This window comes from Rugamonas sp. FW305-51 (genome assembly GCF_058786935.1).
The window spans coordinates 138,393-162,444 of the sequence record NZ_JBYSZG010000005.1 but is presented as its reverse complement, the minus strand read 5'-3'; the positions used below and the strand labels follow the sequence as shown (position 1 = coordinate 162,444).

Annotated in this window: 21 protein-coding genes; 12 read left to right on the top strand and 9 right to left on the bottom strand. The window is 66.9% G+C overall.

What is annotated here, in order from left to right:
- Window positions 1-3 precede the first annotated feature (3 nt).
- The 3 genes from mrdA to AC3WOS_RS05880 all read left to right on the top strand — a co-directional run bounded on the left by mrdA (window position 4) and on the right by AC3WOS_RS05880 (window position 4,304).
- Window positions 4-1,986 carry a penicillin-binding protein 2 gene (mrdA, locus tag AC3WOS_RS05890; protein ID WP_492714930.1) on the top strand — a complete coding sequence of 661 codons (1,983 nt, stop codon included), beginning with the start codon at window positions 4-6 and terminating at the stop codon, window positions 1,984-1,986.
- A gap of 10 nt (window positions 1,987-1,996) precedes the next feature.
- A complete protein-coding gene (gene rodA, locus AC3WOS_RS05885) occupies window positions 1,997-3,109 on the top strand; it encodes a rod shape-determining protein RodA (protein ID WP_492714929.1) in 1,113 nt (370 codons plus the stop codon).
- Window positions 3,110-3,257: 148 nt separating this feature from the next.
- A complete protein-coding gene (locus AC3WOS_RS05880; protein WP_492714928.1) occupies window positions 3,258-4,304 on the top strand; it encodes a septal ring lytic transglycosylase RlpA family protein in 1,047 nt (348 codons plus the stop codon).
- A 22-nt stretch (window positions 4,305-4,326) separates the two neighbouring features.
- Here the strand turns inward: AC3WOS_RS05880 and AC3WOS_RS05875 are convergent, their stop codons facing one another.
- From AC3WOS_RS05875 to argS, 7 genes are read right to left on the bottom strand one after another with little or no spacing between them, the layout of a single operon-like run.
- A complete protein-coding gene (locus AC3WOS_RS05875) occupies window positions 4,327-5,034 on the bottom strand; it encodes an SPOR domain-containing protein (protein WP_492714927.1) in 708 nt (235 codons plus the stop codon).
- On the bottom strand, window positions 5,028-5,798 hold the full coding sequence (locus AC3WOS_RS05870; RefSeq protein WP_492714926.1) for a type III pantothenate kinase: 771 nt from the start codon (window positions 5,796-5,798) through the stop codon (window positions 5,028-5,030). Before AC3WOS_RS05870 ends, AC3WOS_RS05875 begins: the two co-directional genes overlap by 7 nt.
- On the bottom strand, window positions 5,795-6,607 hold the full coding sequence (locus AC3WOS_RS05865; protein ID WP_492714925.1) for a biotin--[acetyl-CoA-carboxylase] ligase: 813 nt from the start codon (window positions 6,605-6,607) through the stop codon (window positions 5,795-5,797). Before AC3WOS_RS05865 ends, AC3WOS_RS05870 begins: the two co-directional genes overlap by 4 nt.
- Before the next feature lie 4 nt (window positions 6,608-6,611).
- Window positions 6,612-7,397: an SDR family oxidoreductase gene (locus AC3WOS_RS05860; protein WP_492714923.1), complete on the bottom strand. Its 786-nt coding sequence runs from the start codon at window positions 7,395-7,397 to the stop codon at window positions 6,612-6,614.
- A gap of 39 nt (window positions 7,398-7,436) precedes the next feature.
- The gene (locus AC3WOS_RS05855; RefSeq protein WP_492714921.1) at window positions 7,437-8,111 is read right to left on the bottom strand and encodes a thiol:disulfide interchange protein DsbA/DsbL; all 675 of its coding nucleotides are present in this window, start codon (window positions 8,109-8,111) and stop codon (window positions 7,437-7,439) included.
- A 15-nt stretch (window positions 8,112-8,126) separates the two neighbouring features.
- Window positions 8,127-8,840 carry an SPOR domain-containing protein gene (locus AC3WOS_RS05850; RefSeq protein ID WP_492714920.1) on the bottom strand — a complete coding sequence of 238 codons (714 nt, stop codon included), beginning with the start codon at window positions 8,838-8,840 and terminating at the stop codon, window positions 8,127-8,129.
- A 21-nt stretch (window positions 8,841-8,861) separates the two neighbouring features.
- A complete protein-coding gene (argS, locus tag AC3WOS_RS05845) occupies window positions 8,862-10,571 on the bottom strand; it encodes an arginine--tRNA ligase (RefSeq protein ID WP_492714919.1) in 1,710 nt (569 codons plus the stop codon).
- Window positions 10,572-10,886: 315 nt separating this feature from the next.
- On the opposite strand from argS, the gene rsmB reads away from it, so the two are divergent.
- The 8 genes from rsmB to AC3WOS_RS05805 all read left to right on the top strand — a co-directional run bounded on the left by rsmB (window position 10,887) and on the right by AC3WOS_RS05805 (window position 19,077).
- Entirely contained in the window at window positions 10,887-12,287 is a 1,401-nt protein-coding gene (gene rsmB, locus AC3WOS_RS05840; protein ID WP_492714917.1) for a 16S rRNA (cytosine(967)-C(5))-methyltransferase RsmB, read from the top strand.
- Complete coding sequence (locus AC3WOS_RS05835; protein ID WP_492714915.1) at window positions 12,280-12,909, top strand: DUF4390 domain-containing protein; 630 nt, start codon at window positions 12,280-12,282, stop codon at window positions 12,907-12,909. Before rsmB ends, AC3WOS_RS05835 begins: the two co-directional genes overlap by 8 nt.
- Window positions 12,910-15,204, top strand: a complete 2,295-nt coding sequence (locus AC3WOS_RS05830; protein WP_492714914.1) for a sensor histidine kinase — start codon at window positions 12,910-12,912, stop codon at window positions 15,202-15,204.
- A gap of 64 nt (window positions 15,205-15,268) precedes the next feature.
- The gene (locus AC3WOS_RS05825) at window positions 15,269-15,982 is read left to right on the top strand and encodes a response regulator (RefSeq protein WP_492714913.1); all 714 of its coding nucleotides are present in this window, start codon (window positions 15,269-15,271) and stop codon (window positions 15,980-15,982) included.
- The gene (locus AC3WOS_RS05820) at window positions 15,979-16,383 is read left to right on the top strand and encodes a GTPase (protein WP_492714912.1); all 405 of its coding nucleotides are present in this window, start codon (window positions 15,979-15,981) and stop codon (window positions 16,381-16,383) included. Before AC3WOS_RS05825 ends, AC3WOS_RS05820 begins: the two co-directional genes overlap by 4 nt.
- 129 nt (window positions 16,384-16,512) lie before the next feature.
- Window positions 16,513-16,770 (top strand): BTH_I0359 family protein, encoded by a 258-nt coding sequence (locus tag AC3WOS_RS05815; protein ID WP_492714911.1) that lies wholly within the window; start codon window positions 16,513-16,515, stop codon window positions 16,768-16,770.
- A gap of 94 nt (window positions 16,771-16,864) precedes the next feature.
- The gene (locus AC3WOS_RS05810) at window positions 16,865-17,653 is read left to right on the top strand and encodes a class II glutamine amidotransferase (RefSeq protein ID WP_492714909.1); all 789 of its coding nucleotides are present in this window, start codon (window positions 16,865-16,867) and stop codon (window positions 17,651-17,653) included.
- 143 nt (window positions 17,654-17,796) lie between these two features.
- Window positions 17,797-19,077, top strand: a complete 1,281-nt coding sequence (locus tag AC3WOS_RS05805) for an EAL and HDOD domain-containing protein (protein WP_492714907.1) — start codon at window positions 17,797-17,799, stop codon at window positions 19,075-19,077.
- A gap of 63 nt (window positions 19,078-19,140) precedes the next feature.
- Here AC3WOS_RS05805 and AC3WOS_RS05800 read toward each other — a convergent pair whose 3' ends face one another.
- Complete coding sequence (locus AC3WOS_RS05800) at window positions 19,141-19,533, bottom strand: SPW repeat protein (protein ID WP_492714906.1); 393 nt, start codon at window positions 19,531-19,533, stop codon at window positions 19,141-19,143.
- A 253-nt stretch (window positions 19,534-19,786) separates the two neighbouring features.
- Between AC3WOS_RS05800 and AC3WOS_RS05795 the strand changes: the two genes are divergently transcribed.
- Window positions 19,787-20,086, top strand: coding sequence for a hypothetical protein (locus AC3WOS_RS05795; protein ID WP_492714905.1), 300 nt, complete (start codon window positions 19,787-19,789; stop codon window positions 20,084-20,086).
- Here the strand turns inward: AC3WOS_RS05795 and metH are convergent.
- On the bottom strand, window positions 20,040-23,825 hold the full coding sequence (gene metH / locus AC3WOS_RS05790) for a methionine synthase (protein ID WP_492714904.1): 3,786 nt from the start codon (window positions 23,823-23,825) through the stop codon (window positions 20,040-20,042). The two genes, AC3WOS_RS05795 and metH, sit on opposite strands and share 47 nt — an antisense overlap.
- Between the last annotated feature and the right edge of the window lie 227 nt (window positions 23,826-24,052).

The following is a 24,052-nucleotide window of genomic DNA, read 5'->3' as shown; positions in this document are numbered from 1 at the left end:
CGCATGACTGAACTGAAGAACACGGAACGCGAACTGCACCTGTTCCGCCTGCGCCTGACGGCGCTGGGCTTGATGGTGTTCGTCTGCTTTGGCCTGCTGCTGGCGCGCTTCATCTGGCTGCAAGTGGTCAAGCACAGCGACTACGCGGCGCAGGCGGAGGAGAACCGCATCGCCGTGGTGCCGATCGAGCCCAATCGCGGCCTGATCCTGGACCGCAACGGCGTGGTCCTGGCCCGCAACTACTCGGCCTACACGCTGGAGGTAACGCCGTCCAAGCTGCGCATGACGCTCGACGAGACGATAGACGAACTGGCCAAGCTGGTGCAGATCGAGGCCAAGGACCGCAAGCGCTTCAGGAAGCTGCTGGAGGAATCGAAGAATTTCGAGAGCGTGCCGCTGCGCACCCGCCTGACGGACGAGGAAGTGGCGCGCTTCTCGGCCCAGCGTTTCCGCTTCCCCGGGGTGGAGATCCAGGCCCGCCTGTTCCGCCAGTATCCGCTCGGTGAGCTGGCCTCGCACGTGATCGGCTTTATCGGCCGCATCAACCAGGCCGAGGCCAAGGCCATCGAGGACACGGACGACGCGGCCAACTACAACGGCACCGACCATATCGGCAAGGAAGGGCTGGAAAAGAGCTACGAGCGCCAGCTGCACGGCACCACCGGTTACGAGGAAGTGGAAGTGTCGGCCGGCGGGCGCGCCATCCGCACCCTGTCGCGCACGGCCGCCGCGCCGGGCAACAACCTGATCCTGTCGATCGACATCGAACTGCAGAAGGTGATCGAGGAAGCGTTCGGCGAGTGGCGCGGCGCGCTGGTGGCGATCGAGCCGGAGACGGGCGATATCCTGGCCTATGTCTCGCGCCCCGGCTACGACCCCAACCTGTTCGTGGACGGCATCGATGCGCAAAGCTGGTCCGACCTCAACACCTCGCTCGACAAGCCGATGGTCAACCGTCCGCTGTCGGGCACCTATCCGCCCGGCTCCACCTTCAAGCCCTTCATGGCGCTGGCCGCGCTGGAGCTGGGCAAGCGCACCCCGGGCCAGACTATTTTCGACCCCGGCTCGTTCACGCTGGGCGGCCACAAGTTCCGCGACGATAAACCGGGCGGCCACGGCACGGTGGACATGTACAAGTCCATCGTCGAATCGTGCGACACCTACTACTACATGCTTGGCAATGACATGGGCATCGACGCCATCCACGACTTCATGAAGCCGTTCGGCTTCGGCGAGCTGACCGGCATCGACCTGGAACACGAGAAGACCGGCATCCTGCCGTCCAAGGAGTGGAAGCGCAACCGCTTCAAGAAGAACGCGGCGGCCCAGAAGTGGGTCGGCGGCGACACCATCTCGGTCGCCATCGGCAACGGCTTTAACAGCTACACGCCGCTGCAGATGGCGCATGCGATCGCCAACCTGGCCAACAACGGCGTGGTGATGAAACCGCACCTGGTCAAGATCATCGAGGACGGCGTCACGCGCGCGCGCAAGCTGACCGTGCCCAAGGAAAGCTACCGCATCGCGCTCAAGCAGGAAAACGTCGACATCATCAAGAACGCGATGGTGGGCGTGACGATCGGCGGCACGGCGGCCAAGGCCTTTGCCGGCGCCGGCTACACGTCGGGCGGCAAGACCGGCACGGCGCAGCTGATCGCCATCAAGAAGAACGAAAAGTACAACGCCAACCTGATCGCCGAACGCCTGCGCGACAACGCGCTCTACACCGCCTTCGCGCCGGCCGACAAGCCGCGCATCGCCATCGCGGTGGTGGTGGAGAATGGCGGCTTCGGCGCCGGCGTGGCCGCGCCCATCGTGCGCAAGGCGCTCGACTTCTACCTGCTGGGCAAGCGCCCGCACGAGAAGGAAACGACCAAGGTGCCCAAGGAAGACGCCGAGCTGCGCTCGGTGGAAGACGTCAAGGCCGAGCAGGGCGTGAGCGGCGAACCCAAGCCCGGCGCCGAAACGCCCGGCAACACTGAGTAAGGAACGGATCATGCCGATCAACGAAAGGCGCTCCCTGTGGCGCCGCATGCGCCCCTATTTCACCGTGTTCGACGGCCCGCTGGCCGTCATCATCCTGATGCTGCTGTCGACCGGTCTGGTGACGCTGTACTCGGCCAGCATCGGCATCCCCGGCAAGGTGGAAGACCAACTGCGCAACATCCTCATGGCCTTCCTGGTGATGTGGATGGTGGCCAATGTCTCGCCCCAGATGATGATGCGCATCGCCGTGCCGGCCTACCTGGTGGCGGTGGCGCTGCTGATGGCGGTGGCGCTGTTTGGCACCGTCAAGCTGGGCGCGCGGCGCTGGCTGCACGTCGGGGTCGACATCCAGCCGTCCGAATTCATGAAGATCGCCATGCCGCTGATGCTGGCCTGGTTCTTCCAGCAGCGCGCCGGCCAGCTGCGCTGGCATTCCTACCTGATCGCGGCGATCCTGCTGGCCATCCCGGTCGGCCTGATCGCCAAACAGCCCGACCTGGGTACGGCGCTGCTGGTGGTGGCGGCCGGTTTCTGCGTGATCTTCCTGGCCGGCCTGTCGTGGAAGGCGCTGGTGGGGCTGGTGGTGATGGGGGCGGCCAGCCTGCCCGTGGTCTGGTCGCAGATGCACGACTACCAGCGCGAGCGGGTGATGACGCTGATCGACCCCACCTCCGACCCGCTGGGCAAGGGCTTCCACATCATCCAGTCCACCATCGCCGTCGGTTCCGGCGGCATCACGGGCAAGGGCTGGACCCACGGCACCCAGGCCCACCTGGAGTTCATCCCCGAACGCACCACCGACTTCATCTTCGCCGTGTTCTCCGAGGAGTTCGGCCTGACGGGCAACCTGATCCTGATGGTGCTGTACCTGCTGCTGATCGGGCGCGGCCTGATGATCGCCGCCAATGCGCCCAACTTCTTCACCCGGCTGCTGGCGGGCGCCATCACCATGATTTACTTCACCTACGCCTTCGTCAACATGGGCATGGTCAGCGGCATCCTGCCGGTGGTGGGGGTGCCGTTGCCGTTCATGAGCTACGGCGGCACGGCGCTGCTCACGCTGGGCCTGGGCGGCGGCATCCTGATGAGCATCCAGCGCCACCGCAAGCTGGTGCAGACCTGACCCGTCCCATCGCGGCTGTGCCGCCCACGCCAAAAATCCACCGTTGCGCGGCCGTCCGGCCGTTTGAGCGATAATGCGCGGTTGGCGGCGCACGCGCCGTCAACCGGACGCGCTATGCCGTCCGGGTAAAAATAACAAGGATGGCAAGATGGTTAAGTACAAACACGGTTACTTGAAAGCGGCGGGCCTGGCGGCGATGCTGGCGCTGGCTGCCTGCGGCACGGTGCCGCAGCAGGGGACGCCGTCGGCCACCGTGCCCAAAACTGGCAGTATGAGCAAGGGGGCGGGGCGCGCCGAGCCTGGCGTGCCGGTCCTGCCGCCGGCCGGTTCCGGCCGCGGCGGCTACTACCAGGACGACGGTCCCGGCGACAATCCGCCGCCCAACCTGGCCGACGTGCCGGACGCGGAAGTGCGCAACGATCCGCTGCTGCCGCGCTCCAACCGGCCCTACGTCGTCTTCGGCAAGACCTATACCCCGATCACGGGCGACCAGCCCTACGTCCAGCGCGGCATCGGCAGCTGGTACGGCAAGAAGTTCCACGGCCAGCGCACCTCGTCCGGCGAGCTGTACGACATGTACAAGATGACGGCGGCCCATCCCACGCTGCCGATCCCGTCCTACGCGCGCCTGACCAACCTGGCCAACGGCGTGCAGGTGATCGTGCGCGTCAACGACCGCGGTCCGTTCCATTCGAACCGGGCGATCGACGTGTCGTACACGGCCGCGCTCAAACTGGGGCTGCTGGGCAAGGGCAGCCACGAACTGCAGATCGAGCGCATCCTGCCGGCCGAGATCGACCGCATGCTGGCCGCCCGCGCGGCGGGGCAGCCGGCCGCGTCGCCGCTGGTGCTGGCGCCCCAGCCCGTGGTGGCGACGGGAGCGGCCGGTTCGGCCGCCTTCGAATCGCTGGTGCAGGGCAGTGGCCAGGCCACGGACGGCGCCGGCGCCGCGAACGGGGCCGACAAGGGTGGTTACTATCTGCAGCTGGGCGCCTATACCCGCGCGGAAAACGCGGAAGCGGTGCGCGGCCGGCTGGCGCGCATGATCGACAAGCTGGGATCGCTGGAAGTGGTGCAGGGAGGCTCCGTGCATCGCCTGTTCAGCGGCCCGTTCGCCAGCCGCCAGGCGGCACTGCTGGCGGCGCAAGCCTTGCCGGCGGCGCTCGCCCTGAAACCGATCGTGATCCAGCGTTAACTTGCGGCGGCCGCCGCGTCGCTCACTTGCAGGCGTGCGATTCCGCGTTCGGGAAAGCGGCGCGCAGCTTGTCCAGGCGGGCCTGGATGTCGGTGTCGATGTCGCGGAACTGGAAGGCCAGCTGCTTGCCGCCGCTCATGCGCGGTGCGACGCGGGCGCTGTGCACCCCCTGCTTGACCAGCGCCGCCAGCTGATTTTGCGCCGCGCCCTCGGTCTTGAACACACCCAGTGAAATCGCCCAGCGCATGGTCTGGGAGTCGGCCATGACGAAGTAGTTGGTCACGCCCAGCGCGCGCAGTTCGCCCGCCTTCCTGTCGGCCGCTTCCTTGCTGCCCTGCGGCGGGATGAACACGATGTAACTCGACACTTCCGTGCCGGGCAGGTTGCGGCGCGACTGGCGGTCGCCCAGGTCCAGCGGCTCGAGCAGGGCTTCGAAACGGCGCGCCTCGCCGATCACGAAGTTGCCGATCTCGACGCAGGCCAGCGCTTCCGGCCCGGCCTTGGCCGGGGCGGACGCCGGAGCCGAAGCGGCAGAAGCCGTGGCTACGGCAGCGGAGGCCGCCGCCGTGGCCTTTGCGGCCGGGATCATGGCCAGCTTGTCGGCATTGAGCTGGTTCTTCAGCCGCGCCGGCTCGCGCTCGTTGCCGCTGAAATGGCCAAGGTAGCCCTGTCCATACGCGAACAGCGCGCCATTTACTGCCAACAGCGACCAGAAGATAAATTTCAGCACGGGCGATCCAGGGTGGTTACGGGGACGGCGCCGCAGGTGGCGTGCAGGCCGATCAACACGATGTTGTCGACCACGCGGTACGGTACCTTGAGCATGGGCGCCACGAACGGCGCCGCGCCGCCCGACACCAGGCACAGGCTGGCCCCGTGCACGGCGCAGGCATGTTCGATGGCGCCGCTCTGGGCCGCCAGGCAGCCGCTGAGGATGGCGTCGTCCGTGTTGTCGGCAAATCCTGCCGGCAGCTTACCGTCTTGCGCGATCTGGGGCAACTGCGCCGTGTTGCGCGCCAGCGCGCTGGCCATCAGGCCCAGGCCGGGCAGTATCATCCCGCCCAGGAAGGCGCCGTCGCCGGTCACGGCGTCGATGGTGGTGGCCGTGCCGCAGTTGGCCACGACGATGTGCTGGCCCGGCGCCAGCGCGTGCGCGCCGATGGCGGCGGCAAAGCGGTCGCAGCCCAGCTGGCCCGGATTGCGGTAGCCGTTGCGCACCCCGGCCAGCTGGGGCAGCGAGGCAAACCATTCCACCTCGTCCAGCCCGGCCGGCAGTATCCGTTCCAGCCGCTCGCGCAGCGCGGCGCCGGCCACGTTGGCCAGCAGGGCGCGGACGATGCCGCGGCTGGCCAGCGCCCGTTGCCAGGCGGCCGGCAATTGCTCGAGCTCCGCATGCGGCACGGCGCCCGTCGCGTGCCAGGCGGCCAGTGGCGCGTCGGCCGCCACCAGCGCCCACTTGACGCGGGTGTTGCCGGCGTCGATCAGCAACATCATGGTTGCACCAGGCGCAGTGAAACGTCGCCCGACAGCACCTCGGCCCGGCCCTGGGCCGTGTCGAGCAGCAGGCGGCCGTTGTGGTCCACCCCGGCGGCGCGGCCTTGTTGCAGCAATTGGCCGCCGTCGACGATGGTCACCTCCAGCCCCTGCCAGGCGTGCAGCGCGTTCCAGCGCTCGCAGAACGGGGCAAAGCCGGTGTCGTCGAATTCGGCCAGCACGGCGGCCAGGCGGCTGAGCAGGGTGGCCACCAGCTCGTTGCGGTCCATTTGCGCCAGCCAGGGGGCGCCGGCCACGTCGCGTCCGATCCGCGCTTCCAGTTCGTCGGGCATGACGAGGTTCAGGCCCACGCCGATCACGGCCCAGAACGCGCCGTCCGTTCCCTGCTGGGCCTCGACCAGGATGCCGGCCAGTTTCTTGCCGTCGCGCAGCACGTCGTTGGGCCACTTGAGTTGCACGGGCACGCCCAGTGACCCCAGCGTCTCGGCCAGCGCCACGCCCACGGCCAGCGGCAGGCCGGCCATGTTGTGCAAGCCGCCCTTGAAGCGCCAGGCCAGCGAGAACGTCAGCGTGGCGCCGGGCGCGGACAGCCATGGGCGTCCGGCCCGTCCGCGGCCGGCCGTCTGGCGTTCGGCGATGCGCAGCACGGGGCCGCGCAGCTGGCCGATGCGCCCCAGCAGGTCGGCGTTGGTGGAGCCGGTTTCGGCCACCACTTCGATTTCGACGTGGCTGGCGCTGGCCGCGCAGCGGCTGGCGATGGCGCTGCCCGACAGGGCGGGCGCAGGGCTGTTTGGTACGGTGCTGGTCATGGCGTTACAGGGTGCTGGCCGGCTTGCGCGGCTTGTGCGGCGCCTTGCCGAAGGCCAGGTCGTACAGCGCGTTCGGCAGCAGCCGCAGGAGTTTGGCGACCATGCCCATCTGCCACGGAATGACGGCGTAGCTGCGGCCGGCGGCGATGGTCTGCACGGCGGCCGCGGCAAAGCGTTCGACCGGCATCAGGAAAGGCATGGGATAGGGATTGTGGCGCGTCATCGGCGTATCGATGTAGCCGGGGCAGATGGTCACCACCCGGATGCCGTACGGTTTCAGTTCCAGCCGCAGCGATTCGCAGTAGCTGATCACGGCCGCTTTCGAGGCGCTGTATGCTTCCGCGCCGGGCAGGCCGCGGATGCCGGCCACGCTGCCGATGCCCACCAGCCGGGTGGGCGTGGCCTGGGCTTTCATGGCGGCGATGAAGGGGGCGAAGGTGGCGGCCGTGGCCACCACGTTGGTGGCGATGATGGCCTCGAACACGGCCAGGTCTTCCGCGTACTCCGTCAGCGTGCCGGCCGAGATGCCGGCGTTGGCGATCACCACGTCGGCCCCGCCCGCGTGCGCCAGGAACGCTTGCGCGGCGGCGGCGATGGCAGCGTGGTCGCGCACGTCGGCCGCGTAGGCGCGGTGGCGTTCGGGGTTGGGCAGGGTGGCGATCAGCTGGTCCAGCGCATCCTTGCGGCGCGCCAGCAGTCCCAGCGTGGCGCCCTGGGCGGCGTAGCGCGCGGCCAGCGCCGCGCCGATGCCGCTCGAGGCGCCGGTGATGAAGACGCGCTGCGGCGTCATGGTGCGGGTGTGAGGAAGGTCGCGCCGGTGGTGTGCATGTTATTTCTTTTCCGCCTTGGCCTTGGCCACCAGCGCGTCCATCACCTGCAGCGCTTCCGTGTGCAGCTGGGTTTCCGTGTTGGCGGACTTGCTGCCGGCGTCGGCCAGCGAAGGGGAGGTGATGAAGCGGCCGTCGATGGCCACCATCGGCCACGAATCCACATGGTAGGCCTCCATCAGCGCGTTGACGTGGCGGATGCGGCCGCCGATGCCGAACGAGCGGTAGGTGTCCATGAACTTCTGGCGGTCGATACCTTGTTTGGCCACGAAGTCGAACACCAGTTCATCGCGGTTCATGCGGTTGCGTGCCACATGCAGCTCGGTGAAGATCTTGTTGTGCATCTGGTCGTTCATCAGGCCCATGGCCTCCAGCGTCAGGTACAGTTTCTGCTGCGGTGCCACGCTCTCGTCGCGCGACACATGCACGCGCTTGAAGACGATGTTGTCGCCCTGTTTCTTGATCCACGCTTCCAGCGCCGGCTCGAAGGCGTAGCAATGGGGGCAGTAGTAGGCGAAAAATTCCAGCACTTCCACCTTCTTGCCGCTGTCGGTCGGCTGCGGCGTGGGCAGCACCTGGTACTCCACACCCTGCTTGGGATCGGCCGGCGAGGCGGCGGCGGTCACGGCAACGGCGCTCAGCGCCAGGGCGCCCAGTATCAGCTTCAGAAATCGCATTGCACCTCCTGTGGTTTATTTTTGGTTGCGGACAACGGCCACGTCGACGCCGTTCTCGGACAGCTTGCTGCGCACCCGGTTCATGGCTTCGACCTGGGAGTAAGGGCCCAGGCGTACGCGGTGCAGCACGCCGGTGTCGGTGTTGCGGTCGGACACGTTGGCCTCGAAGCCCAGCAGGGCCAGCTTGGCGCGCGTACTTTCAGCATCGGCCAGTTCGCGGAAGGCGCCGGCCTGCAGATAGTAGACGTATTTGTCCTCGGCCGCAGCGGTGGTCGCGGCTGGCGCGGCACCTGCCGCCGGTGCCGTGGCGGCGGCCGGCAGGGCGGACCTGCCCTTGTCGGCGACGGCGGGCGCGGCCGGGGCGGCCGGTGCCGGCGCGGCGGCCGGCGCCCTGGGCGCGGGTGCGTCGCTCTGGGCCTGGATCTTGTCGACCGCCTGCTGCAGCGGATCGGCGGCGGGCGGCTTGGGCTCGCGCGCGAAGTCCTTGGCCGCCTCGCGCGCCGCTTCCTTGTTGCCGTACATCGGCTTGTTGGGATCGGCCACCTGGCCGGCCGTCGGCTCGGCCGCCTTGCCGGTCTTGCCCTTGTCGGTGAACGGCGTGGCGCCTTTGGTGATCATCAGGGCGACGACGACGGCGATCGCCAGGCCGACCACCAGGCCGCTGATAAAGCCGACCAGGAAGTTGCCTTGCTGGCGCTGACGCGGGATAGAACCGGAGCGTAAATTCATTGTGGGCGATGTCCTTCGCAATTACATTTTGTCGGGAGCCGAGACGCCGATCAGCGCCAGGCCGTTGCGCAGTACCTGGCGGGTGGCGACCATCAGCGCCAGGCGCGCCAGCTTGAGCGCCTCGTCGTCCACCAGCACGCGCTCGGCGAAGTAGAAGCTGTGCAGGTTGGCGGCCAGGTCGCGCAGGTAGAACGCGATCTGGTGCGGGCCCAGCTCGGCCTGGGCGCGCGCCAGCACCTCGGGGTAGGCCGCCAGCGTGGCCAGCAGGGCCGCTTCGGACGGCGCCGTCAGCGGCGACAGGTCGACCCCGGCCAGCGACGCTTCATCGCCGCTCCACTGTTCGAGCATGCGGCAGATGCGCGCGTGGGCGTACTGCACGTAATACACCGGGTTCTCGTCCGAGGTCTTGAGCGCGACGTCGACGTCGAACACGAATTCGGTGTCGGCCTTGCGCGAGATGAGGAAGAAGCGCACCGCGTCGCGGCCCTTGCCGATGTCGCCGCCGCCGGACCATTCGATCAGGTCGCGCACCGTCACGTAGGAGCCGGCGCGCTTGGAGATCTTCACTTCCTCGCCGCCCTTCATCACGGTGACCATCTTGTGCAGCACGTAGTCGGGGTAGCCCTGCGGGATGCCCATGCCGACCGCCTGCAGGCCGGCGCGCACGCGCGCGATGGTGCCGTGGTGGTCCGAACCCTGGACGTTGATGGCCTGGGTGAAGCCGCGCTGGAACTTGACGATGTGGTAGGCCACGTCCGGCACGAAGTAGGTGTAGGTACCGTCGGACTTGCGCATCACGCGGTCCTTGTCGTCGCCGTATTCGGTGGTGCGCAGCCACAGCGCGCCTTCCTGCTCGTAGGTCTGGCCCGACTTGACCAGCGCCTCGACGGCGGCGTTGACCTTGCCGTCGCTGTAGAGCGACGATTCGAGGTAGTAGTTGTCGAACTTGACGCCGAAGGCCTGCAGGTCGATGTCCTGTTCGTTGCGCAGGTAGGTCACGGCGAAGGCGCGGATCGACTCGAAATCGTTGACGTCGCCCGAGCCGGTGACGGGCGCGCCGTCCGAGGCCGACACCGTCTTCCTGGCCAGGAAATCGTTGGCGATGTCCTGGATGTAGTCGCCGTTGTAGGCCGATTCGGGCCACTCGGCGTCGCCCGGCTTGAAGCCGCGCGCGCGCGCCTGGACCGAGGTGGCCAGGGTCTGGATCTGGACCCCGGCGTCGTTGTAGTAGAACTCGCGCGTCACCTGGTAGCCCTGGGAGCCGAACAGCGACGACAGCGCGTCGCCCAGCGCCGCCTGGCGGCCGTGGCCCACGTGCAGCGGGCCGGTCGGGTTGGCCGAGACGAATTCGATGATCACGTGCTTGCCGGTGCCGGCGCTGCTCTGGCCGTAGCCGGCGCCCTGTTCGATCACGGCCTTGACCACGGCCTGCTTGGAGGCGGCCGTCACGCGCAGGTTGATGAAGCCGGGGCCGGCGATGTCGGCCGATTCCACCAGGTCCTTGCCGGCCGGGTTCTCCAGCAGCGCCGCGACCACCTTGGTGGCCAGTTCGCGCGGGTTCATCTTGAGCTGTTTGGCCAGCTGCATGGCCACGTTGCAGGCGACGTCACCGTGCGACGGGTCGCGCGGGCGCTCCAGCACCACGTTGGCGGCGATGCCGGTGCCGTCGAGCAGGGGAGCGAGGGCGGCCAGGAACAGGGCGGTGATATCTTGTTTTTGGTGGGCGAGCATGTGCGATCTGGCGGCCGGGCCGCGCTAAAGAAAACGTCCGTAAGCGAAAACGGCCGGCGCGCTAGCCCCGGCCAAACAGCGGTAATTATACTGGTTTGCCGCAGCGCGGTCACCGCGCTGCCGGGGCCGTGCCGGGGCGGTGCGCCAAGGCGCTGCTCAAGCGCGCGTGCCACCTGCCCGCCAGCCGCTACAATCGGCGCAAACGGGGCGTCGAGGCGGCCCGCATGGCCCATCCGGCGGGCACTGCTGTATACTGCGCGATCGCGGCTGCCGGCCCGCCCTGGATCGCGCGCGGAACCTACCTGGAATTAGCATATGAACAAGCGTCCGACGCTCTCGTTGAAGTCTTCCGCCCCGGCGGCGCCCAAGCTGCGGGCCAGTCACGCCCGCGCCCTGAAACCGGCCCTGCAGACCGGCTTCCAGACGGCGCTCAAGCCCGACGCGCTGGCCTTCTGTCTGCTGGGCGCGGCCCACGCCGTGGCCCAGGTGCGCACCGGCACGGCCTTGCCGCAAGCGCTGGCGGCCGTGTTCGCCAAACAGGAGAGTACGCCCCAGGCCCGCGGCGCCATGCAGGACATCGCCTACCGCTGCATGCGCCAGCTGGGCCAGAGCGAAACGCTGATCGGCCTGATGGCGCCCAAGGCGCCCGAGCCGCTGGTGGCGGCCCTGCTGGCCTGCGCGCTGGCGCTGCTGACGGCGCCCGACGCCGTCGCCCCCTACGAACCGTTCACCGTGGTGGACCAGACCGTCACGGCGGCCGACGCCCATCCCGATACGGCCCGCGCCAAGGGCATGGTCAACGCCGTGTTGCGCCGTTTCCTGCGCGAGCGCGACGGCTTGCTCGACACGGCCCGGCTGCAGCCGCTGGCCAAATGGAACTACCCGCAGTGGTGGCTGGACGCCGTCAAGACGGCCTGGCCCCAGCAGTGGCAAGCCATCCTGCAGGCCGGCGACATGGCGCCGCCGCTGACCTTGCGCGTCAACCCGCGCCGCGCCACGGTGGAACACTACCTGGCCACGCTGGAGGCGGCCGGCATGGCCGCCACCCGCATCGGCCCCCATGCCGTGCGGCTGGCCAAGCCGGTGGGCGTGGCCCTGATTCCCGGCTTCGCCGACGGCATGGTGTCGGTGCAGGACGCCGGCGCCCAGCTGGCCGCGCCGCTGCTGGACGTGCACGACGGCATGCGCGTGCTCGACGCCTGCGCCGCCCCCGGCGGCAAGACTTGCCACATCCTGGAACTGGCGCAGGCCGAGCTGACGGCGCTGGACGCCGATCCCAAGCGCCTGGCCCGGGTCGGCGAGAACCTGGAGCGGCTGGGACTGCAGGCCACGCTGCAGGCGGCCGAGGCCCAGTCGGCCAGCTGGTGGGACGGCCGCCCGTTCGACCGCATCCTGGCCGACGTGCCGTGCACGGCCTCGGGCATCGTGCGCCGCCACCCCGATATCCGCTGGCTGCGGCGCAAGGGCGACACGCTCCAACTTGCAACACTTTCGGCCAAAATCCTCGACAACCTTTGGCAGATGCTCGCCCCCGGTGGTAAATTGCTGTTCGTGACGTGTTCCTTGTGGCCGCAGGAATCGGAGGCGCAGGCTGCCGCGTTCGCCGTCCGTCACGGGGCGGCGCGGCTGGACGCGCCCGGCCAGCTGTTGCCGGTGGGCGGCACGGAACAGGACCACGATGGATTGTTTTACGCGCTGTTCCAGAAAAATGCGTGACCGTTTTGCCCGCCATTTTCCGACGGATCTACTGAGCACCGGCCCACTCGTGACACAACGCTTCTTTCGCCTCCTCGCCTGGCAGTTGCTGCTGATGCTGGCGTGCGCGCTGCCGCGGGCGGCGCAGGCGGCCGAAGGGGTCGAAATCAAGCGCGCCTACATCGAGGCCTCCGACGAGGGCTACCGGCTGGCCGCCAATTACGCGTTCGAGCTCAATCACGGGCTGGAGGACGCCATCCAGCACGGCATGCAGCTGTACTTCACCACCGAGATCGAATTCACCCGGCCGCGCTGGTACTGGTTCGACGAGAAGGCCATCGTGGCCCACCAGACGGCCCGCATCTTCTACAACGTGCTCACGCGCCAATACCATGTGACGGTGATCGGCAGCGTGCAGCAAAGCTTTTCCTCGCTGGAGGACGCGCTGTTCCTGATCCGCCGTCCCAGCCGCTGGCTGGTGGCGCCGCGCGGCGCGCTCAAGGTGGGTGAAACCTACAACGTGACGCTGCGCATGGGCATGGACCGCGACTACCTGCCCAAGCCGCTGCAAGTGAACGCCTTCAACAACAGTGAATGGCGCCTCGCGTCAGACAAGAAAACCTTCCAGTACAGGGCGGAGTAAGTGACCAAGGCCCTGCGGTATCTGTTCGTCGTGGGCGGCGCTGTCGTCAGCATCCTGTTGTTCCTGCTGGCCTCCGCGTCCGACAATTCCGGCTTCTTCGACCGCTACTATTCCTGGCTGCTGGGCCTGAACGCGGCCGTGGCGGTGGCCCTGCTGGTGCTGGTGGCCGTGTCCCTGTTCCGCCTGTACGCCCGCTTCAAGAGCGGCAAGTTCGGCTCGCGCCTGATGACGCGCCTGGTGCTGCTGTTCGCCGCCATCGGCGTGCTGCCGGGGCTGGTGATCTTCCTCGTGTCCGTCCAGTTCGTATCGCACTCGATCGAATCGTGGTTCAACGTCCACGTGGAGGAGGCGCTGGAATCGGGCATCAACCTGGGCCGGGCCGGGCTGGACACGGTGCTGGCCGAGCTCGACAGCACGGCCCGCAAGACCGTGCAGCAGCTGGCCGATAATCCCTTTGGCAGCGAGCCGGCGCTGCTGGCGCGCCTGGTCAAGCTGCAGCCGGGCATGCAGAACGCCATCATCGTCGACGCCGAGGGCGGCCTGATCGTCAGCGCCCGCGCCAACCACAGCGGCAACCTGAGCGCCGACCTGCCCACCAGCGCGATGCTGGAGAAGGCCAAGAACGACGCCTCCTACGGCGCGGCCGAGGGCGGCAACGAGCTGCGCAGCGACATGATCACGGCCCCCCGCGAGCTGCCCGACGGCACCACCAAGCTGCGGCTGCGGGTGCTGATGGCCATCCCCGACCACGTGCAGCCCAACGGCGCCCACCTGGCGCCCCGCTTCCTGCAGCTGATCCAGCTGGCGCCGGCCCAGCTGGCCAGCAACGGCGAAACCATCCGCAGCGCCTACAGCGATTACAAGGAGCGCTTCGTGGCCCGGGTCGGCCTGCGCAAGATGTACATCGAGACGCTGACGCTGACCTTGCTGCTGGCCGTGTTCGGCGCCATCGCCAGCGCCTTCCTGATCGCCAGCGACCTGGCCCAGCCCCTGCTGCTGCTGGCCGAAGGCACGCGCGCCGTGGCCGAGGGCGATTTGTCGCCGCGCCCCATCGTGGCCACCTCCGACGAGCTGGGCACGCTGACCCAGTCCTTCAACACCATGACGCGCCAGCTGTCGGACGCCCGCAGCGCCGTCGAGCGCAACCGGGCCGCCCTGCAGAACGCCAAGGCCCACCTGGAATCGGTGCTGGCCAATATGTCGGCCGGGGTGGTAGTGCTGGACGGCGAATTCCACCTGGTCAGCTGCAACGATTCGGCCGAGCGCATCCTGCAGCAGCCGGGCCCGGCCCTGATCGGACGGCATCTGACGGAGGTGGACGGCTTGCAGGAATTCGGCACCGCCATCGTCAACGCCTTCGCCGCCCAGAGCGCCCAGTCGGCGGCCGGCCGCAGCGGCGCCCGTTTGCACTGGCAGCGCCAGATCGAAGTGCCGCGCCGTCCCGGCAGCGGCGAGGACAGCGAGCTGACCCTGCTCACGCGCGGCTCGCGTCTGCCGGTCGAGAGCGGCAGCGGCTACATCGTCGTGTTCGACGACATTTCCGACGTGATCTCCGCCCAGCGCTCGGTGGCCTGGGGCGAGGTGGCGCGCCGCCTGGCGCACGAAATCAAGAACCCGCTGACGCCGATCCAGCTGTCGGCCGAGCGCCTGCAAATGAAGCTGGAACACAAGCTGGCCCCGCCCGAGGTGGAGCTGCTGAACCGGGGCACCACCACCATCGTCAACCAGGTGGCGGCCATGAAGCGCATGGTGGACGACTTCCGCGACTACGCCAAGACCCCGCCGGCCGTGCTGGAACCGCTGGACCTCAATGCCCTGGTGGACGAAATCCTGCACCTGTACGTGAGCGGCGAAGGCAACGACATCATCCACCCGCAACTGGCCGCTGGCCTGCCGCAGGTGATGGGCGACGCCACCCAGCTGCGCCAGGTGATCCACAACCTGCTGCAGAACGCCCAGGACGCCATGGCCGAGCTGCCGGCGGGCGCCACGGCGCCACGGATTGACGTCGTCACGGAAGCCATTCATTATCAGGGCGCGGACGGCAGCACGCGTACGGCGGTGCGGCTGGCCATCGCCGACAACGGCCCCGGTTTCGCGCCCAAGATACTGGCCAGGGCGTTCGAACCGTACGTCACTTCCAAGGCGCGCGGCACGGGATTGGGGCTGGCGATGGTGAAAAAGATTATCGACGAACATGGGGGCAGGATCGATATCCAGAACCATGTCGATAGAAGTGGTGCGTCTGTGCTGATTTTGCTGTTAAAGTTAGCGCCGGCGACGCAAAATGCATAACGTTGCAATGACGAGAAAAAATCATTGCCGATCAAAGCGGCGAAATGAGGAAGGGCAGGGATAGATGGCAAACATATTGGTAGTGGATGATGAAATGGGGATCCGTGAGTTGCTCTCGGAAATCCTGAGCGATGAAGGACATGCAATACAACTGGCCGAGAACGCGCAGCAGGCGCGCGAAGCGCGTGCCGGCGGGGCGCCCGACCTGGTGCTGCTCGATATCTGGATGCCGGACACGGACGGCGTCACGCTGCTCAAGGAATGGCAGCGCGACGGCTTGCTGACCATGCCCGTGATCATGATGTCGGGCCATGCCACCATCGATACGGCGGTGGAGGCGACCCGCATCGGCGCCCTCAATTTCCTGGAAAAGCCCATTGCATTGCAAAAGCTGCTCAAGGCCGTGCAGCAGGGCTTGACGCGGGCCCAGGAAACGGTGCGCGCGCCGGCCCTGGCGGCCCGTCCCGCACAGCAGGCCCAGCCTGAGGAGAGCGGCGCGGCCACCGGCTTTGGCGGCCAGCCGGCCCAGGCGGCCACGGCCCGCGCCGGCGCCACCGTCACCGGCAGCGACAACCACCTGTTCAACCTGTCGTTCGACTTGCCCCTGCGGGAAGCGCGCGATGCGTTCGAGCGCATGTATTTCGAGCACCACCTGGGCCGCGAAGGCGGCAGCATGACGCGCGTGGCCGAAAAGACGGGCCTGGAACGCACCCACCTGTACCGCAAGCTCAAGCAGCTGGGCGTGGAACCGGGCAAGCTGGCCAAGAAAGGCGCATGACGCCGGGGGACCGTGCGCACGCCCCATCGCCGCGTGCCGCCGTCCCCACCTGGCTGGTCACGGGCGCGCAGCCTGGCGCGCGCGAGGCCGCCATCGCCGCCCATCTGGCGCCGGGCCTGGCCACGACCGTCATCATCGAAGGATTGTCTGACGGCAACTCCGCGCTGGCCGACCTGGCCGGCGCCCCGGGCGCGCCTACCGTGTTGCGGATTGCCCCAGGCTGTCTTCATTGCAGCGGCAATCTCGTTTTGCGCGTAACATTGAACCGTGTGCTGCGCCATGCCCCCGCGCGGCTCTACATCAGCCTGGCAACGGCCAGCCACCTCGACCAGCTGCGCAGCTGGCTGTCCGAGGCGCCCTATGGTTCCTTGCTGGCACTGCAAGCCGACATCGCGGCCTGAATCCGCCTGCCATCCGGGCTCGTCCGGCAGTCCCTGCCGGGCCGCCCCTTGAAAACGCCCGTCGCCAGCCCCAAGTGGGTGCTGAAGGCGGACCGCCAGCGTTCTGCCCCTTAGCGAGAAGGAAGCAAAATGAACCTCATCTACAACAGCGAGCAATACAGTGTTGTCGAATTCGGCGCCGACCGGGAACTTGAGGCCCTGCGGTTTGGCGGCTATGAAATCGTCGACAAGGGCGGCAAGCGCGAGATTTTCATCGCCGGCGCGCTGGCCCAGTCATTCCGGCGCGACGTCAACCAGCTGATCGCCGGTGAACCGACCATGGCCGAAATCGACGAATTTCTCGGCAGCTACGACTCCCTGATGAGCCAGCCCGTCCTGCTGCACTGAACGGGACAGCGGGGGCGGCCGGCCCGATTCCGGCGACGCCGCCCTCGGCCCATGGTATGGTTAGGCTGTGTACCGCCTTTCCAGCCATTTGACCATGTGCCAACTTCTTGCAATGAATTGCAATGTCCCCACCGACATTGTATTTAGCTTTACCGGCTTCGCCATGCGCGGCGGCCATACGGATACCCACCACGACGGCTGGGGCATCGCCTTTTTCGAGGGGGCCGGCGTGCGCCATTTCGTCGACCACCAGGCGGCCGTGGCCTCGCCCGTGGCCGAACTGATCAAGCGTTACCCCATCAAGTCCAAGAACGTCATCGCCCACATCCGCAAGGCCACCCAGGGCCAGGTGGCGCTGGAAAACTGCCACCCCTTCGTGCGCGAGCTGTGGGGCCGCTACTGGGTGTTCGCCCATAACGGCGACCTCAAGGATTTCGCGCCCGTGCTGGACGGCGCCTACCGCCCGGTGGGCAATACGGACAGCGAGCGGGCCTTCTGCTATCTGCTGCAGCAGCTGCGGGCCCGCTTCGGCGACACCCGGCCGCCGCTGGCGCCGCTGCGCGCGGCCCTGGCTGAGCTGGTGCGCGACATCGCCACCCACGGCACCTTCAATCTGTTGTTGTCGAGCGGCACGGAACTGTTCGCCCACTGTTCCACGGCCCTGTACTACCTGGTGCGGCAATACCCGTTCGAGACGGCCAAGCTGTCGGACGAGGATGTGAGCGTGGATTTCTCCGAAGTGACCACCCCCGACGACCGGGTCGCCCTCATCGTGACCCAGCCGCTGACGACCAACGAGCAGTGGACCGCGTTCGCGCCCGGCGAACTGAAACTGTTTGTGGACGGCATGCCCCAAGTAGGGGATAGCATTGAAATAGTATAAGAAGCGTTCGTCTGCGGGTGCCAAAATATTAGCAATAGGGAATAAATGCAGTAAAGTAGAGTTATTCTCCGTCATCAACCACGCGCAGTGGTGCCAGGCGCCGCCTGCCGGCCGCCGCCGCTGCCGCCCGACCAGAGCAGGCAATGATAGATCTATCCCGCAACGATACGTCCCCGCAGAGCTTGCGCGTGCGCGAGTTTTACCTGGGCCGTCAGCCGATACTGGACCGTCACCAGGCCCTGTTCGGCTACGAGCTGCTGTTCCGCAACGCCCCCGTCGGCCCGGCCCACGTCACCAACGATCTGTCGGCCACCGCTTCCGTGATCGCCCATGCGGCCCAGCTGGGCATGGAGCGCGTGGTGGGCGATGCGCTGGGCTTCGTCCACGCCGACGCCGACGTCATCATGAGCGACATCTTTTCCTTCCTGCCGCGTGAAAAAGTGGTGCTGGAAGTGATGGATACCATGCCCATCACGCCGGCCTTGCTCGAGCGCATGACCGAACTGGTGGGCCAGGGCTTCAGCTTCGCGCTCGACAACGTCACCTCCGACACGGGCCACATCCAGGCCCTGCTGCCGCTGGTGGAATACGTCAAGATGGACATGCGCAACATGTCGCTGGCCGAGCTGATGAAGCTGGCCCCGCGCTTCCGCCAGGACAACAAGAAGCTGGTGGCGGAAAAGGTGGAGACCCGCGACGAATTCAAGAATTGCCTGGACCTGGGCTTCGACTACTTCCAGGGCTATTACTTCGCCAAGCCCGTCATCATGAGCGGCAAGAAACTGTCGCCGTCGCAGCTGGCCGTGATGGAGCTGATGACGCTGGTGACCTCGGACGCGGACAACCTGGAGATCGAACGGGCCATCAAGCGCGACGTGTCGCTGGCCCTGAACCTGCTGCGCCTGGTCAACACGCCGGCCGTGGGCGCCCGCCAGCGCATCGATTCGCTGAGCCAGGCCGTCACCATCCTGGGGCGGCGCCAGTTGCAGCGCTGGCTGCAGATCATGCTGTACGCGGAACCGAGCAAGCGGGGCCACAGCATGACGCCGCTGTTGATGCTGGCCACCACGCGCGGCCGCCTGCTTGAACTGCTGGCCAGCAAGCTGCGCCCCAGCCACCGCCACGCGGCCGACATCGCCTTCACGGTGGGCATCATGTCGCTGATGGATACGCTGTTCGGCATCCCCATGGCCGACATCCTGACCCAGATTCCCGTCAACGACGAAGTGGCCGAAGCGCTCATGTTCCGGGGCGGCTTCTTCGGCGACCTGCTCAAGCTGGCCGAATGCATCGAACGCATCGAGGAAATGGATGAGCACATCATTCCCACGCTGCGCGACCTGGCCATGTCCACGGACGAACTGGTGGAACTGGAAATGGCCGCCTTCGAGTGGAGCGACAACGTGGTGCGCTACGCCCTGTAAAGGCGGCCCCCCGCTTTCTCCGGCGCCGCGCACTTGCGCGGCGTTTTTTTTCCGGCCGCCCGCTCAGGTGGCGTGCCCGGCCCCCGGCCAGTGCTTGTGCAGTTCGGGATCGGTCTGCATTTCCCACAGCGCCAGCACGACGACGGCCAGCCCCACGATCAGTTCATTCCACATCAGCGGACGCTGGTCCGCCACCTTCAGCACCCAGGGCGAGATGGCCACCCACAAGCCCACCAGCAGGTTGACCAGCACGGCCCAGAAGTAAGTCCGGTACAGCTCGAACGCGGCCAGTACCGCGATGACGGCGCCGGAAACGAAGGCGTTCCAGGCCGGCGTCGACGGAATGGCATAGGAAAACACCCAGGGGGTGATGAACATCCACAGCCCCAGCAGCAGGATCAGCTGGTCCTGCCATCGCTTGGCCGCAGTGAGATTGGTGTCTGGATTGGTAGCCATATAGCCTCCTTAGGATGATGGTCGGCGCCTTGCGGCGACCTAGGGGTTAGGCCGCCGTTCGCGCCCAAAGTTCCCGACCTATCCGCCGCGGCGCGCAGGCCGGGGGCTCATGATGGTGCATGGTACCCAGTTCTTTCCAGCCCATGGCGCACGCTTGCCACGTTAGTAGCTTAGAGGTAAAGTTTCCATGTGGCAAAGTTTCCTTGGTGTATGCCGTTGCAATGGGATACATGCACTTCCCGGTTACTGCTTCATGCCCCTTACCATCCCGCGCAGCAAGCGGGTGCCGCCGGCGGCGCTGGACGCGCTGCCGTCCGCCTTCCCGGACGGCATGGTATGGCCGCAGGAGACGGAGCAGGGGCGGCAGTGGATGACGCGCCAGCTGGCCGAGCAGCAGAACGCCTTCGTGGCGCTGACGGCCGAAGCGCTCAAGCTGCTGCAGGCCAGCCTGCCGCCCGATTCGCGGCTGCTGGCGCAGCACGCGCCGGCGCCGGCGCGGCCTGCCGTTACGACAAATTCGGCGCCAGCCAGCGTTCCAGTTCCTGCTTGCTGACGTGGCGGCGGGCCGCCATGTCGTCCAGCTGGTCCTGGCCGATCTTGCCGACCACGAAGTACTTCGATTGCGGATGGGCGAAATAGAAGCCTGACACGGCCGCGCCCGGATACATGGCGAACGACTCCGTCAGTTCCATGCCGATCTCCTCGGCCTGCAGCACCTTGAACATGTCGGCCTTGACCGTATGTTCCGGGCAGGCCGGATAGCCGGGCGCGGGACGGATGCCCGCATACTTCTCGGCGATCATGTCGTCGTTGCTCAGCGTCTCGGCCGGCGCATAGCCCCACAGGTCCTTGCGCACGCGCTCGTGCAGGTACTCGGCGAACGCTTCGGCCAGGCGGTCGGCCAGCGACTTGAGCATGATGGACGAGTAATCGTCGTGCGCATCCTCGAAGCGCTTCTCGTATTTTTCGATCCCCAGGCCGGCCGTGACGGCGAACATGCCGATGTAGTCCTGCTGGCCCGAACCTTTGGGCGCGATGAAATCGGCCAGGCACTGGTTGGGGCGCTGCACGCCGTCCACCACCGGCCGCACGCCCTGCTGGCGCAGGCCGTAGTAGGTGAAGGCCACGTTGCTGCGGCTGTCGTCCGTGTAGACCTCGATGTCGTCGTCGTTGACGCTGTTGGCCGGCAGCAGGGCCACCACGCCGTTGGCCGTCAGCCAGCGGCCGTCGATCAGTTTCTTGAGCAGGGCCTGGCCTTCCTCGTACACCTTGCTGGCCGCCTCGCCCACCACCTCGTCCTGCAGGATGGCGGGGAAGGGACCGGCCAGGTCCCAGGTCTGGAAGAACGGACCCCAGTCGATGTACTGGGCGATGGTGGCCAGGTCCACGTTCTTGAACACGCGGCGGCCGATGAACTTGGGCTTGACGGGCGCGAACGGCAGCACCGCCTTGTTGGCACGGGCCTGGGCCAGCGTCACCATGGGCAGCGCCTTCTTGTTGGCGTGCTGGTCGCGGATGCGCTCGTAGTCCTGCGCGATGTCGGCGATGTACTGGTCGCGGCTCTCCGGCGTCAGCAGCGACTGCGCCACCGACACCGAGCGCGACGCGTCCGGCACGTAGACCACGGGGCCCTCGTAGTTATGGGCGATCTTGACGGCCGTGTGGGCGCGGCTGGTGGTGGCGCCGCCGATCAGGAGCGGAATCTTCAGCATGCGGAAGTGTTCGTCGCGCTGCAGTTCCTTGGCCACGTGGGCCATCTCTTCCAGCGACGGCGTGATCAGGCCGGACAGGCCGATGATGTCGGCGTTTTCCAGCTTGGCGCGGGCCAGGATCTCGGAGCAGGGCACCATCACGCCCATGTTCACCACTTCGAAGTTATTGCACTGCAGGACCACGGACACGATGTTCTTGCCGATGTCATGCACGTCGCCCTTGACGGTGGCCATCACGATCTTGCCCTTCGGTTTGGCCACGATGCCGGTACGCTTTTCCTCGGCCAGCTTTTCTTCCTCGATGTAGGGGATCAGGTGGGCCACGGCCTGCTTCATCACGCGGGCCGACTTGACCACCTGCGGCAGGAACATCTTGCCCTGGCCGAACAGGTCGCCGACGATGTTCATGCCGTCCATCAGCGGGCCTTCGATCACGTGGATGGGGCGCCCGCCGGACGCCAGCACCTGCTGGCGCATCTCTTCCGTGTCGTCCGTGATCCACTGCGTGATGCCGTGCACCAGCGCGTGCGCCAGGCGCTTTTCCACCGGGGCGTTGCGCCATTCCAGGTTCTGCGCTTCCTGCTTGCCGCCCGCCTTGAGCGTGCCGGCGATTTCGATCATGCGTTCGGTGGCGTCGTCGCGGCGGTTCAGCACCACGTCTTCCACCCGCTCGCGCAGCTCGGCCGGCAGGTCGTCGTACACACCCACCATGCCGGCGTTGACGATACCCATGGTCATGCCGGCCTTGATGGCGTGGTACAGGAACACGGTGTGGATGGCCTCGCGCGCCGGGTCGTTGCCGCGGAAGCTGAACGAGACGTTGGACACGCCGCCCGAGATCTTCGCGTGCGGCAGGTTGTCCTTGATCCAGCGCGTGGCGTTGATGAAGTCCACCGCGTAGTTGTTGTGCTCCTCGATGCCGGTGGCGATGGCGAAGATGTTGGGGTCGAAGATGATGTCTTCCGGCGGGAAGCCCACCTGTTCCGTCAGCACCTTGTAGGCGCGGGCGCAGATCTCGATCTTGCGCTCGAAAGTGTCGGCCTGGCCTTGCTCGTCGAAGGCCATCACGATCACGGCCGCGCCGTAGCGCAGGCACAGGCGGGCCTGGCGCAGGAACTCTTCCTCGCCTTCCTTCATCGAGATGGAATTGACGATGGACTTGCCCTGCACGCACTTGAGGCCGGCCTCGATCACGGACCACTTGGACGAGTCGATCATGATGGGCACGCGCGAGATGTCCGGTTCCGACGCGATCAGGTTCAGGAAGCGCGTCATGGCGGCCTGCGAGTCGAGCATGGCCTCGTCCATGTTGATGTCGATCACCTGGGCGCCGTTTTCCACCTGCTGGCGCGCCACGGACAGGGCCTCGTCGTACTGCTCGTTGAGGATCATGCGGGCGAAGGCCTTGGAGCCGGTGACGTTGGTGCGCTCGCCCACGTTGACGAACAGCGAGGACTCGTCGATGGTGAACGGCTCCAGGCCGGACAGGCGCTGCGCCACCGGCACGGTGGGCACGGTGCGCGGCGCCGTGCTGGCCAGCATGGCGGCGATGGCCTGGATGTGGTCGGGCGTGGTGCCGCAGCAGCCGCCGGCCACGTTGATGAAGCCGGCGTCGGCGAATTCGCGCAGCAGGGCCGAAGTGTCGGCCGGCAGCTCGTCGAAGCCCGTGTCGCTCATCGGGTTGGGCAGGCCGGCGTTGGGGTAGATGCAGACGAAGGTGTCGGCGATCTGCGACAGCTCTTCGGCATAGGGGCGCATCAGGGCCGCGCCCAGCGCGCAATTGAGGCCGATGGTGAGCGGCTTGGCGTGGCGCACCGAGTTCCAGAACGCGGGCACGGTCTGGCCCGACAGGATGCGGCCGGAGGCGTCCGTCACGGTGCCTGAGATCATCAGCGGCAGGCGCGGCAGGTCAGGATGTTCGGTGAAGTACAGGTCGATGGCGAACAGCGCGGCCTTGCAGTTGAGCGTATCGAAGATGGTTTCCACCAGCAGCACGTCGACCCCGCCTTCGACCAGGCCTTCCACCTGTTCGTGGTAGGCCGTCACCAGCTGGTCGAAGGTGACGTTGCGGGCCGCCGGGTCGTTGACGTCGGGTGAAATGGAAGCCGTCTTGGGCGTGGGGCCCAGCGCGCCGGCCACGAAGCGGGGCTTGTCGGCGCTGCTGTACTTGTCGCACGCGGCGCGCGCCAGCTTGGCGGCGGCCACGTTCATTTCGCGCGCCAGGTGCGCCATGTGGTAGTCGTCCTGGGCGATGGTGGTGGCGCCGAAGGTGTTGGTTTCGATCAGGTCGGCGCCGGCGGCCAGGTAGCGCTCGTGGATCTCCTGGATCACGTGCGGCTGGGTCAGCGTCAGCAGTTCGTTATTGCCTTTGACGAACAGTTCACGGGCGCCGCTGCCCGCCGGCGCGGCGAAGTCGATGAAGCGGCCGTTGGGGCCGCCGCGGTAGGCCACCTCGTCCAGCTTGTACTGCTGGATGATGGTGCCCATCGCGCCGTCGAGGATCATGATCCTGCGCGACAGGATCTCGCGCAGCTGGGCATCGGTCTTGGACATGGCGGGATGGGACGCGGTATTGTTCATTTGATACTTTCTTTGGGCGGGATGGCGCCGCGTGGCCAATTAGCGGTGGTCGACGGCGGTCTAAAATTATACGGCATCGCGGGGGAAGCTTCAGGCCGCCGCTGCGTCGCAGCAACAACGTCATGATTTGTGCGGAATTTGCACAAATAATGTGATGTTTGGCGGCTGGTGAAACTCTTATGGCGCAAATAAGATGGCTGCACTGACCACTTTTCAAGGAGCACACC

What these genes read in the sequence shown, in the direction of transcription:
- mrdA (WP_492714930.1), top strand. Translation starts at nt 4, where the DNA reads ATGACTGAACTGAAGAACACGGAACGCGAACTGCACCTGTTCCGCCTG.
- rodA (WP_492714929.1), top strand. Translation starts at nt 1,997, where the DNA reads ATGCCGATCAACGAAAGGCGCTCCCTGTGGCGCCGCATGCGCCCCTAT.
- AC3WOS_RS05880 (WP_492714928.1), top strand. Translation starts at nt 3,258, where the DNA reads ATGGTTAAGTACAAACACGGTTACTTGAAAGCGGCGGGCCTGGCGGCG.
- AC3WOS_RS05870 (WP_492714926.1), bottom strand. Translation starts at nt 5,798, where the DNA reads ATGATGTTGCTGATCGACGCCGGCAACACCCGCGTCAAGTGGGCGCTG.
- AC3WOS_RS05865 (WP_492714925.1), bottom strand. Translation starts at nt 6,607, where the DNA reads ATGACCAGCACCGTACCAAACAGCCCTGCGCCCGCCCTGTCGGGCAGC.
- AC3WOS_RS05860 (WP_492714923.1), bottom strand. Translation starts at nt 7,397, where the DNA reads ATGACGCCGCAGCGCGTCTTCATCACCGGCGCCTCGAGCGGCATCGGC.
- AC3WOS_RS05855 (WP_492714921.1), bottom strand. Translation starts at nt 8,111, where the DNA reads ATGCGATTTCTGAAGCTGATACTGGGCGCCCTGGCGCTGAGCGCCGTT.
- AC3WOS_RS05850 (WP_492714920.1), bottom strand. Translation starts at nt 8,840, where the DNA reads ATGAATTTACGCTCCGGTTCTATCCCGCGTCAGCGCCAGCAAGGCAAC.
- argS (WP_492714919.1), bottom strand. Translation starts at nt 10,571, where the DNA reads ATGCTCGCCCACCAAAAACAAGATATCACCGCCCTGTTCCTGGCCGCC.
- rsmB (WP_492714917.1), top strand. Translation starts at nt 10,887, where the DNA reads ATGAACAAGCGTCCGACGCTCTCGTTGAAGTCTTCCGCCCCGGCGGCG.
- AC3WOS_RS05835 (WP_492714915.1), top strand. Translation starts at nt 12,280, where the DNA reads ATGCGTGACCGTTTTGCCCGCCATTTTCCGACGGATCTACTGAGCACC.
- AC3WOS_RS05825 (WP_492714913.1), top strand. Translation starts at nt 15,269, where the DNA reads ATGGCAAACATATTGGTAGTGGATGATGAAATGGGGATCCGTGAGTTG.
- AC3WOS_RS05820 (WP_492714912.1), top strand. Translation starts at nt 15,979, where the DNA reads ATGACGCCGGGGGACCGTGCGCACGCCCCATCGCCGCGTGCCGCCGTC.
- AC3WOS_RS05815 (WP_492714911.1), top strand. Translation starts at nt 16,513, where the DNA reads ATGAACCTCATCTACAACAGCGAGCAATACAGTGTTGTCGAATTCGGC.
- AC3WOS_RS05810 (WP_492714909.1), top strand. Translation starts at nt 16,865, where the DNA reads ATGTGCCAACTTCTTGCAATGAATTGCAATGTCCCCACCGACATTGTA.
- AC3WOS_RS05805 (WP_492714907.1), top strand. Translation starts at nt 17,797, where the DNA reads ATGATAGATCTATCCCGCAACGATACGTCCCCGCAGAGCTTGCGCGTG.
- AC3WOS_RS05800 (WP_492714906.1), bottom strand. Translation starts at nt 19,533, where the DNA reads ATGGCTACCAATCCAGACACCAATCTCACTGCGGCCAAGCGATGGCAG.
- AC3WOS_RS05795 (WP_492714905.1), top strand. Translation starts at nt 19,787, where the DNA reads ATGCCCCTTACCATCCCGCGCAGCAAGCGGGTGCCGCCGGCGGCGCTG.
- metH (WP_492714904.1), bottom strand. Translation starts at nt 23,825, where the DNA reads ATGAACAATACCGCGTCCCATCCCGCCATGTCCAAGACCGATGCCCAG.